The organism is Mesorhizobium sp. M0051 (assembly GCF_040323235.1).
Taxonomy (GTDB): domain Bacteria; phylum Pseudomonadota; class Alphaproteobacteria; order Rhizobiales; family Rhizobiaceae; genus Mesorhizobium.
The window spans coordinates 1-10,089 of record NZ_JAMYUT010000065.1; the positions used below are offsets into that span (position 1 = coordinate 1).

General features: G+C 62.5%; 7 protein-coding genes. 1 reads left to right on the plus strand and 6 read right to left on the minus strand.

Annotated features, from left to right (window positions below):
* Positions 1-163 precede the first annotated feature (163 nt).
* Positions 164-2,248 (minus strand): ABC transporter substrate-binding protein, encoded by a 2,085-nt coding sequence (locus NKJ90_RS32700; protein ID WP_023758404.1) that lies wholly within the window; start codon positions 2,246-2,248, stop codon positions 164-166.
* A gap of 119 nt (positions 2,249-2,367) precedes the next feature.
* The gene (locus NKJ90_RS32705; RefSeq protein ID WP_023758405.1) at positions 2,368-3,834 is read right to left on the minus strand and encodes an alpha-glucosidase/alpha-galactosidase; all 1,467 of its coding nucleotides are present in this window, start codon (positions 3,832-3,834) and stop codon (positions 2,368-2,370) included.
* A gap of 213 nt (positions 3,835-4,047) precedes the next feature.
* On the opposite strand from NKJ90_RS32705, the gene NKJ90_RS32710 reads away from it, so the two are divergent.
* Positions 4,048-4,956, plus strand: a complete 909-nt coding sequence (locus tag NKJ90_RS32710; protein ID WP_023758406.1) for an AraC family transcriptional regulator — start codon at positions 4,048-4,050, stop codon at positions 4,954-4,956.
* Between the two features lie 23 nt (positions 4,957-4,979).
* On the opposite strand, the gene NKJ90_RS32715 is transcribed toward NKJ90_RS32710, so the two are convergent.
* Genes NKJ90_RS32715 through NKJ90_RS32730 form a run of 4 tightly spaced genes read right to left on the minus strand, consistent with a single transcriptional unit; the run spans position 4,980 to position 9,823 of the window.
* On the minus strand, positions 4,980-7,007 hold the full coding sequence (locus NKJ90_RS32715; protein ID WP_023758407.1) for an aldo/keto reductase: 2,028 nt from the start codon (positions 7,005-7,007) through the stop codon (positions 4,980-4,982).
* Positions 7,008-7,041: 34 nt separating this feature from the next.
* Positions 7,042-8,121 (minus strand): ABC transporter ATP-binding protein, encoded by a 1,080-nt coding sequence (locus NKJ90_RS32720; RefSeq protein ID WP_023758408.1) that lies wholly within the window; start codon positions 8,119-8,121, stop codon positions 7,042-7,044.
* A gap of 8 nt (positions 8,122-8,129) precedes the next feature.
* Positions 8,130-8,966, minus strand: a complete 837-nt coding sequence (locus NKJ90_RS32725) for a carbohydrate ABC transporter permease (protein ID WP_023758409.1) — start codon at positions 8,964-8,966, stop codon at positions 8,130-8,132.
* Positions 8,963-9,823, minus strand: a complete 861-nt coding sequence (locus tag NKJ90_RS32730) for a carbohydrate ABC transporter permease (protein WP_023758410.1) — start codon at positions 9,821-9,823, stop codon at positions 8,963-8,965. Before NKJ90_RS32730 ends, NKJ90_RS32725 begins: the two co-directional genes overlap by 4 nt.
* Between the last annotated feature and the right edge of the window lie 266 nt (positions 9,824-10,089).

Sequence of the window (10,089 nt, forward strand, 5' to 3'; positions counted from 1 at the left end):
CGAGCACGGTTATTGCCGACGCTATGCGCGTGTGCAGTAATCCCAACAGGCCCGGCCGGTTTCTTTGGCGCGCCGATCGCCCCCTTTGTCTGCGGCCGGAGGTTTACTTTGTCGGGCCGCGCGGGCGGCGCGGCCCGAATTCTCTCAGTCAGGGGAGGTAAACCTAATCCATCGGGCCTTTTTCTCCGGGCTTGCCGGGCAGCTCCTCAGGGAACAACTCGTATTTCGCCTGCTTGTCGGCGGCGACAAAGACCCGTTCGCGAATGATCGAATCCTCGGCCCAGTTGAACATGAAGATCGGCGTGCCCTGCGGAATGTTCGAGAAACGCTTGTTGACGATCAGCGCGCCAGGATATTCCGTCAGACCGACATTGTAGACGTGTTCCGTCGAGATCTTCTGAAACTGTTTCATCAGGCTGGCGCGTTGGTCATTGTCCTGCGTCGAGACGAACTTGTTGACGATGTCGACGAGGTCCTTTTCGAAAGGCATCAAATCGACCTCGCCGTTTTCCGGCGCTCGATGGTCCCAGCTGGTGCGCGGACCGACCGGGGCGAGCTGCGCGGTGTTCTGCACCACCGAGGTCAGTTCCTGGTCGTTGCGCCGGACCAGCCAGTCGAAGCGGCCGGAATATTGCGAAGCGTCACGCTGAGTGCCGTTGAGCCCGTTGAGCACGACCCGAATTCCAAGCTTTTCCATCTGGGCGACGACGCCTTCGGCAAGGCTCTTGTCGGTGGTGTAGTCGTTGTTGACCAACATCACGACCTCGACGTTCTTGCCGCCGGCGGTGCCGGAAGGGAAGTTCACGAAACCGTCGCCGTCGGTGTCCTTGAGGCCTGCCTTGGCCAGTTCGGCCTTGGCGCCATCGAGATCGAAGGGATAGTAGACCGTCGAATTGCGGTCATAGAAGCTGGTGCCCGACGACAGTCCGCCGGGATAGATGGCGGTGAACGGCCCCTTGACCAGCGAGTCGCCGAGCGCCTTGCGGTCGAGCGCCATGGTGATGGCCTTGCGGAAGTCCTCGTTGCGGTTCAGCTCGCGCACGGCCTGCCCGCGCGCGTCCGGGTTGCCCCAGCCATTGGCGGAAAAGTTCATGCGCAAATTGTAGCCGATGAGCCGCGGGCCGAAGGCCAGGCGTGCGGGCGCATTGGCCTCTGCCGCGCGCTTCAGCGAGGCGACGAAGTTTTCCGGCTGTTCCAGATTGGAAAAGTCAGCCGAGCCGGCGACCGCCTGGACGTCGCGGTCGGCCCAGGTCGACAGCTTGTACTGCAGCTCGTTGAGGTAAGGCAGCTGGTTGCCCTTCTCGTCGACTTTCCAATAATAGGGGTTGCGACGCAGGACGATGATATCGTCAGGCCGGTATTCGACCGGCACCCAGGCGCCCATTACCGGCAGGTTCATATATTCCGGCGGGAAGGCGTTCTTGAACTGATCGTAGGTGTTCTTCGAATATTTCGGATGCTGCGGCTTCAGGATGTGCGAAGGACCCGGGCAGAAGGTGCCGTATGCCATCGCGTAGAGATATTGTTTCGGAAACGCCTCCTTGAAGGTCCACTCGACGGTGTAGTCGTCGATCTTCTTCAGCGTCGTGCCGACACCGAAAGTTTCCGGCGTCGCTCCGTTCAGCGGCGAGACGTTCGGGTCGACGACCTCGTCGTCCCAGTAGAACATGACATCGTCGGCATTGAAGGCAATGCCATCCGACCATTTGGCGCCTTCGACCAGGTGCATGGTCAGCTTGTGGCCGTCCTTCGACCAGTCCCAGCTCCTGGCCAGGTTCGGCAACGGCTCGGTGTCCTTCGCCTCGACCTGGAACAGCGGTGCGGTGCGCGTCAGGCATTCGGAAAGACCGATATCGATGCCGCCCCAGCCTTGGGTCTGGCCGGCGCCGTAGTTCCAGCCCTCCGGCCGCCCGCCGATGACATGGCGCATCGTATCGCCGTAGACGCCGATGCCGTCCTGCATGTTGCCCGTCTTGAAGACCAGCGGTTCTTTCGGCAGCCGGTCCTTGAGCGGCGGCAGCTTGCCGGTCTTGACGTATTTATCGGTGACCCAGTCCGGCTCGTGATATTCGGGGAGCGCCTTGAACTCCAGAATGGAGTCACGCGCCACATAGTGGATCTTGCCCTCGGCGGGGAACGGTGTCGGCGCCGGCGGAACCGTCGGTTCGCTAGCGTATACACTGAGTGCCGAGACCGAGACGCTCAGCGCCAGTCCGGCAGCAAGACCGATATCGCGTAAATTCCTCACTGTCTCTCTCCCTCTTGTTTGTTCCGGAGCGTTTGCATCCGCTCCGCTTCTCCTCGAACTCAAACGGCTTCCTGGCAGTGGATCCGCCTCCCGTAGATCCACCGTCACCGCATGTGGTTTCAGCCGGCTTGCGCCAGCGCAGCTTTTTCGGCTCGCAATTCCTCGATCGAGCGAACGCTGCGCCGTGCAGCGCCCGCCCACTCGCGGGTCTTCACCTGAGATGTCGACAGCCGCTCCCTGGCGGCCGGAACCGCATGGGCATATTGCGGCAGCCAGGCCGCCTGGGCGACGACCATTTCGTCGACCATCTGCCAGACCTCCTCCGGCGTCGAAACCGCGCCGACCAGCGGGTCGTGCAGCACGGCGAGCTTCAACAGATCGATGTCGCCTGATATCGCGGCATGAACCGACATGCGCTGGACGTTGATGGAGGAAATGCAGGTGGCGGCGCAGGCTTCCGGCAGCGCGATGCCGGCCGCCATGTTGATGCCGAAACGGTCGACGAAGCCGGGCGACTCGACGATGGCATCCTGCGGCAGGTTGGTGATCACCCCATCGTTCTTGACGTTGAAGTGGCCGCGATAGACGCGGTTGGTCTCCAGCGCCTCCAGTATGTGGCTGGCATGCTCGTTGGAGCGTTTATCCGGGTCGATCGGCTTTGACGCCGCTTCGAGGAACTGCGGATATTCCGTTTCGAACCAGTTGCGGGTTTCGGTGGAGTAGCGAAGATAGCCGCCCGTTTCACCGTGGATCCAGTCGGACATGTCGATCCAGCGCGTAATCTCGTCGGGACGTTTGCGATACCAGGGCAGATATTCGGAAAGATGGCCGTTGCTTTCGGTCGAATAGACGCCGAAGCGCTTCAGGACATCGATGCGCAGCTTCTCCTGTTGCGAATAGACCGGATGCGCCTCGAAGGCGGCCACCAATTCGTCCTTGCCGATGGGGCGGCCGTTCAGGCGCAGGTCGATGAACCAGGTCTGGTGGTTGATGCCTGAACAGACATAGTCGAGTTCCTGCCTGGACTTCGCGCCGAGGACCTCGGCGATCTGCTCGGCTCCGTGCTGGACCCCGTGGCAGAGCCCGACGGTGTCGACCTTGCCGTATTCGATCGCTGCCCAGGTGTTCATCGCCATCGGGTTGGCGTAGTTCAGGAATTTGACGTTCGTCTCGGCGACCTCGCGGATGTCCTTGCAGAAATCCAGGATCACCGGGATGTTGCGCTGGCCATAGAGAATGCCGCCGGCGCAAATCGTATCGCCGACGCACTGGTCGATGCCATATTTTAGGGGAATGCGGATATCGTCGGCATAGGCTTCGAGGCCTCCGACCCGGACGCAGCTGATGACGTAGCGTGCGCCTTCGAGCGCCTTGCGGCGGTCGGTGGTCGCCGTCACCTTGGTCGGCAATCTGTTTGCCTCGATGATCCTGTCGAGGATCGCCTTGATCATCTGAAGATTGTGCTCGCTGACGTCGGTCAACGCGAATTCGATGTCCTTGAATTCGGGCACGCACAGGATGTCGGTGAACAATTTCTTGGTGAAGCCGACGCTGCCCGCACCGATGATAGCGATTTTGAAACTCATCAGGCGCACCTCATTCCATTCGATATGCAGGCAAGGAATGACAATGGGAAGTTGTAGCCACATGCCGTGACATGTGTGCGCGACAAGCCGGAATCCGGCTCACCAACCTCCCTGTCCGCTCCTCGACTGCGGATCCCTCTCGCTTTTCGACGGAGATTATGCGCTTATTCGCGAGCGCGACCAGAGAAGGATTATGCTTTCGAGGGTAATTTTGTGCTGGATGATTTAATAGCCAACGGACAATCCATGCGCACGATCTCGCTGCCGCGCGGTCGCCAGCGCCTGCACGCCATGCCGACGAGCACGGGCTACGAGGTGCGCGAGGACGAAATCTATGATTGGGACGGCCGCAAGCGCGGCCAGACACCGTTCACAGTGCTCCAGCACACGATTAGCGGAGCCGGCCGGCTGCGCTACGAAAACCGCAACTACCGCCTGCAGAAGAACGACACATTGCTGGTGCTGGTGCCGCACAACCACCGCTACTGGCTGGCTGGGGATGAGCGCTGGGAGTTTTTCTGGATCTCGATGAACGGCGAGGAGGCGCTGCGCATCCACAAGTCGATCCTCAGCGTCTCGGGTCCTGTATTTCGGCTGCAGCCGGCGACGATCGATCATCTTGCCGATTGCAGCCTGCGCCTAATCAAAGGGGCTGCTTCGCCGGGTGCTGCTTCGGCGATAGCCTACGAGGCTGCGATGGCGCTCTATGACGATGTGTTCGGCTCCCACGCCTTTGCCGAAAAACAGAGCGTCATGCAGCCGGTGATCGATCACATCGGTGCCAATCTCGATAAACCGCTGCCGGTGGCGGACCTGGTCCAGATCAGCGGCCTCAGCCGGGCTCATTTTTCGCGCTGTTTCGCCGAAAGCGAAGGCGTGCCGCCCGCCGAGTTCGTGCTGCAGCAGCGCCTGCAACGCGCGGCGAAGCTGCTGACCAAGGTGGATTTTCTGCCGGTGAAGGAAGTCGCCATCCTCTGCGGCTTCGAGGACGCGAACTATTTTTCAAAGGTCTTCCGCCGCTGTTACGGCATCACGCCAAGCCAATTCCGCACCACCGGCATGTACGCCAGCATGAGAACCCCGGCCAGGCGCGGCGTCAGGGCGTCCGATGACGGGACCTGACGCCGCCGCCGTTAGACAGGCAGCTAGGCTGCGCGCAGACTGCCGCCATCCAGCCACTCGAGATCGGCCTGCGAAAGCGTGATGTCGAGGGCGCGAAGGCTGTCGTCCAACTCGTCCAGCGTGCGCGGCCCGATCAGCGGAATGGATGGGAAAGGCTGAGCAAGCACGTAGGCGAGCGCAACATGGATCGGGCTCTTGCCAAGTCTCGCGGCAAGGTCGATCGCCCGGTCGCGGCGGCCGAAATTCCGTTCCGAGTACCAGACACGTACCAGTTCCTCGTTGTCGAGCCTGTCGCGCCCGGCGCGGTCGGTGAAGAAGCCGCGTCCCTGGCTCGACCAGGCGAAGTTCGGCATCTGCCGAGATGTCAGCCAGGCCTTCCACGCATCCGTGGAGGACGTGATGCAGCCAGCCCAGATCGGCTCCAGCATTTCGGCCAGCGAGAAATTGTTGGATAGCGCGCCGGGCTTTTGCTTGCCGGTGCGTTCGGCATAGGCAATGGCCTCATCCATGCGTTCCATCGTCCAGTTCGAGCCGCCGAACGGGCCGCGGATGCGGCCAGCCTTTACCTCGCGATCCATCGCATCGACGAATTCGCCGACCGGCACGTCCGGATTGTCGCGGTGCATGAAATAGACATCGACATGGTCGGTCTGCAGGCGGTCGAGCGACTGGTCGAGCTGCTTGCCGATCACATCGGGATAGCAGAGCGGCGAGTGGGCGCCCTTGGCGATGACCACCGATTGCGCGCGCACGCCGCGGTTCTTCAGCCACTCGCCAAGCAGCTTCTCGGTATAACCGGCGCCGTAGACATAACCGGTGTCGAAGAGATTGCCGCCGGCCTCGAAAAAGGCGTCGAGCAGGATCGAGCCCGAGGAAAACGTGCGGAAATCCTCGAAGCCGAGCGCCACCACCGACGCGGGCTTCGACAGGCCCGGTATCTTGCGCTTGGCGATCGCCGTGCCGCCTGATCGCAAAGGCCGGCCGGAGATGGTGTTGATGCGTTGTTGGGGCTTCTCGATCCCGTATTCGAGGCCGGCCGCCGCCCGCCATCTGTCCAGCACACGCAACGTGCCGAGGCTTTCCGCCCAGGCCATGCCCGGCCAGGCGAATTCCTGCCTCCCGGCGCGAATGGCCTCGCCGGCCGCGTCGACCTCGAAGGAATAGACATGGCGCTTCTCGTTGACGCTGATGGTCTCGCGCGAGCCATCCGATGCAATGACGTCGATCTGGCCCAGGCCGACGCTGCGGTTACCGCCAGCGAACCAGAAGTCCGGCACCTCGATGCGGCCTTTGGTGCCCAGGATGCGCAGAACATTGTCCTGGTTGAGCGAGATGCTGCAGGAGACTTCGGCGACAATGCCGCCGGGGAAATGCAGCAGCGCCGAGGCCCATTCGTCGACGCCGGACTGGCCAAGATGGGCGGTGCCGACGACCTTGTCAGGCTCGGCGAAGGGTTTTCCAGCTGCGGCGCCGGCAATCAATCGGACCATCGAGACGGGATAGCCGCCGACGTCAAGAATGCCGCCGCCGGCAAGATCGTTGGCGTAGAGCCGGTGCTGCGGCATGAAGCCCGGCATGGCGAAACCGAAGCTCGACTTGATCATCCTGATCTCGCCGATGACACCGGACCTGATCAGCTCGACCAGCTTCAGCGTCTGCGGGTGCAGCCGGTACATGAAGGCTTCGCCGAGAAACGTGCCGGCCTTGCGCGCGGCATGCATCATGGCGTCGGCCTCGAAGGCGGTCAGCGCAAGCGGCTTTTCGCACAGCACATGCTTTCCTGCCTCGGCCGCCTTGATCGCCCATTGCGCATGGCCGGGATGCGGTATCGAAATGTAGACGGCGTCGACTTCGGGATCGGCAAGCAGCGCATCGTAGCCATCGAGGATGCGGGCGCTGGGGAAACTCTCGGCGAGGCCAGGCTTGGCGGGATTGCGGGCACCGATGGCGACCAGCTTTCCGGTGCGCGAATCGGCCACGCCACCGGCAAAGGACTGGGCGATGCTGCCCGGGCCGAGGATGCCCCAGCGAATGGGCGTGGTTGCAGTCATTGTCATTCTCCTTGAAGGCTGGAAAGGGCGGCGGTCACCGCAGCCGCAGTCCTTTTTCGTCGAACAGGTAGGATTTGCGGATGGAAACGGTGATTTCGGACGCATCGGGAACCTTTGCCGCGTCGCGCTGGATCACCACGTCTTCACCATTGGCCGTTCTGGTGTAGAGGAAGCTCGTGCCGCCGAGGTGCTCAATCACGTCGATGCCGACGACGAGGTCGGCGCCACCTTCTCCCGCGTTGCCGAAATGTTCGGGCCGCACGCCGACGATGACCTTGCTACCCACTTCGGGCGTAGCGCCCGTCAGCGGCTGGGTGAAACGGGTCTTGTCCTGACCCGCCAGTTCGACGATCACGCCACGCGCATCGTGCCCGACAATATGAGCTTTGATGAAGTTCATCTTCGGCGAGCCGACAAAGCCCGCCACGAACTGGTTGTCGGGATTGTCGTAGAGATCGAGCGGCCGGCCGATCTGCTCGATATGGCCGGCGCGCATCACGACGATCCTGTCGGCGAGCGTCATCGCCTCGGTCTGGTCGTGCGTGACATAGATCATGGTGGCGCCGAGTTCCTTGTGCAGCCGAGAGATCTCGACGCGCATCTGGACGCGCAGTTCGGCGTCGAGATTGGAGAGCGGCTCATCGAACAGGAAGACCTGCGGCTCGCGCACGATGGCGCGACCTATGGCGACGCGCTGGCGCTGGCCGCCGGAGAGCTTTTTCGGCCGCCTGTCCATCAATTCGCTGATGCGCAAGATCTCGGCCGCGCGCTTTATCCGCCGATCGGTGTCGGCCTTCGGGTTGCCGGTCATGCGCAGCCCGAAAGAGAGGTTCTGTTCGACGCTCATGTGCGGATAGAGTGCGTAGGACTGGAACACCATGGCGATGCCGCGGTCGGCTGGCTCGACATCGTTTACTACCTTGCCGCCGATGGCGATCTCGCCGGCGCTGATATCCTCGAGCCCGGCGATCATTCTGAGCAGAGTAGACTTGCCGCAGCCGGACGGGCCGACAAAGACGACGAACTCGCCGTCCTCGATATCGATGCTGGCGCCGTGGACAACCTCGAAGAGGCCGAAGCGCTTGACGACAGTGTTGAGCGTGACCGTTGCCATTCTGCCCCTTACTTGACTGCGCCGGCGGCGATGCCGGCGATGAAATGGCGCTGCAGCAGCACGAAGACGACGAGCATCGGCACCGTCAGCATCACGGCGCCCGCCATGATGCCGCCCCATGACACCTTGGTGAGGCCGATCAGCGTACCGAGCGCCACCGGCGCCGTCATTGAACCGGGCTGGCTGTTGATCAAAAGCGGCCACAGATAATTGTTCCAGGAGGCGAGGAACAGGATGATGGCGAGCGCCGCCAGCATCGGCCGCGCCAAGGGCAGCCCAACGAACAGGAAGATGCGCCATTCCTTTACGCCTTCGACGCGCGCCGCATCGAAGAGGTCGTCCGGCATCATCGAAAAACTCTGCCGCATGAACAGCACGCCGAGCGAATTGAACAGCGGCGGCACGATCAGCGCAATCCAGGTGTTGGCGAGCTTGAAATCGCGCGCCACCATGATGAATTGCGGGATCAGCACGACCGCATAGGGAAGCGTGATGGTGCCGAGGATAATGGCGACAATCGCGCCTTTGCCGAAGAACTGGTAACGAGCCAGTGCCCAGCCGGCCATCGACGTCAGCAGCACCGACAGGATGGTGTAAGTCACCGCCACCGAAACCGAAATGCCGATGGCGCCGACGAAGTTGGTGTCCCGCTGCAGATTGTTGAAATTGTCAATGAAATTGCCGTGCGGCAACAGCTCGATGCCGGGGCTGAAGATGCCGTTGTCCGGCATGGTCGAAAATACCACCATCATCCACAGCGGAAACAGCCAGATCAGCGCCAGCGGCGTCAGGAACAGATGCAGCGCAATGCTGCGTCCCAGCCTGGTGGAGGAGCGCGAGCTCATTTCGGCTCCCTCGTCAGCCACAGTTGCACCAGCGTGATGGCGATCGCCAGGCCGGCCATGGTGTAGGCAACGGCCGACGCATAGCCGAAGTTGAGCGAGCGGAAACCCTGGCGATAGAGCAGCAGACCAAGCGTCTCCGTGCCGCCTCCCGGGCCGCCCCGCTCGGTGATCAGGAACGGCTCGGTGAACAGCTGCATGGTGCCGATGATCGACAGCACCAGGCAAAACACGATGACCGGCTTGAGGAGCGGCAGGGTGATATGGAAGAACTGCTTGAGCTTGCTGACACGATCGAGCGTCGCCGCCTCGTAGACATCTTCGGGAATGGACTGCATGCCGGCGAGCAGGATGATGGCGTTGTAACCGGCCCAGCGCCAGGTCACCGCGATCATGATCAGCGCCATCGCCGGCGTGACGTTGGAGAACCAGTCGATCTTCGGCAGGCCGACGCTGTTCAAGAGCTTGTTGATGATGCCGAAATCGAGGTTGAACATCAGCCGGAACACCGCCGAATAGGCGACCTCGCCAACCACGACCGGGGCGAAGAAGGCAAAGCGGTAAAGGCCGCGCGCCTTCAAAAGCGGCGAATTCAACAGCACCGCCATGACGAGCGCCAGCGAAATCATCACCGGCACCTGGATCACCAGGATCAGCAGCGTGTTCTCAAGCGCGTTGAAGAAGGCCGGATCCCCGATCAATCGGCCCCAGTTGAAGCCGGGCGCGAACCGCCACGGCACGGTGCGCGTCGCCTGGAAGGAGATCATGAAGGAGCTGATGATCGGCCACACCCAGAACACCGCAAAGATCAGCAGATAGGGCGCGAGGAAGCGATACGCCGTGGCATTCTGATGGCGCATTGCTGTCTCCTTTCCGCGTTCAAGGGTGGCGCGCCCTGCTGAAACGCGCGGCGCGTTCGGCAATGGTCGCGGGCGGGGGGGCGGGGTGCCCCCCCGGCGAAGAAACGAAAAAATGTTTCAGGGAAGCCGGGGCGACCGCCCGCGAGGGGGTGGGGGGGGGGGGGGGGGCCCGGGGGGGGGGGGGGGGGGGGGGGGGGGGGCGGGGGGGGGGGGGGGGGGGGGGAGGGGGGGGGGGGGGGCGGGGGGGGGGGGGGGGGGCGCCGCGC

Bases quoted from the DNA above. Each gene is read 5' to 3' on its own strand.
- NKJ90_RS32715 (WP_023758407.1), bottom strand. From the start codon at position 7,007: ATGACTGCAACCACGCCCATTCGCTGGGGCATCCTCGGCCCGGGCAGC.
- NKJ90_RS32720 (WP_023758408.1), bottom strand. From the start codon at position 8,121: ATGGCAACGGTCACGCTCAACACTGTCGTCAAGCGCTTCGGCCTCTTC.
- NKJ90_RS32725 (WP_023758409.1), bottom strand. From the start codon at position 8,966: ATGAGCTCGCGCTCCTCCACCAGGCTGGGACGCAGCATTGCGCTGCAT.
- NKJ90_RS32705 (WP_023758405.1), bottom strand. From the start codon at position 3,834: ATGAGTTTCAAAATCGCTATCATCGGTGCGGGCAGCGTCGGCTTCACC.
- NKJ90_RS32730 (WP_023758410.1), bottom strand. From the start codon at position 9,823: ATGCGCCATCAGAATGCCACGGCGTATCGCTTCCTCGCGCCCTATCTG.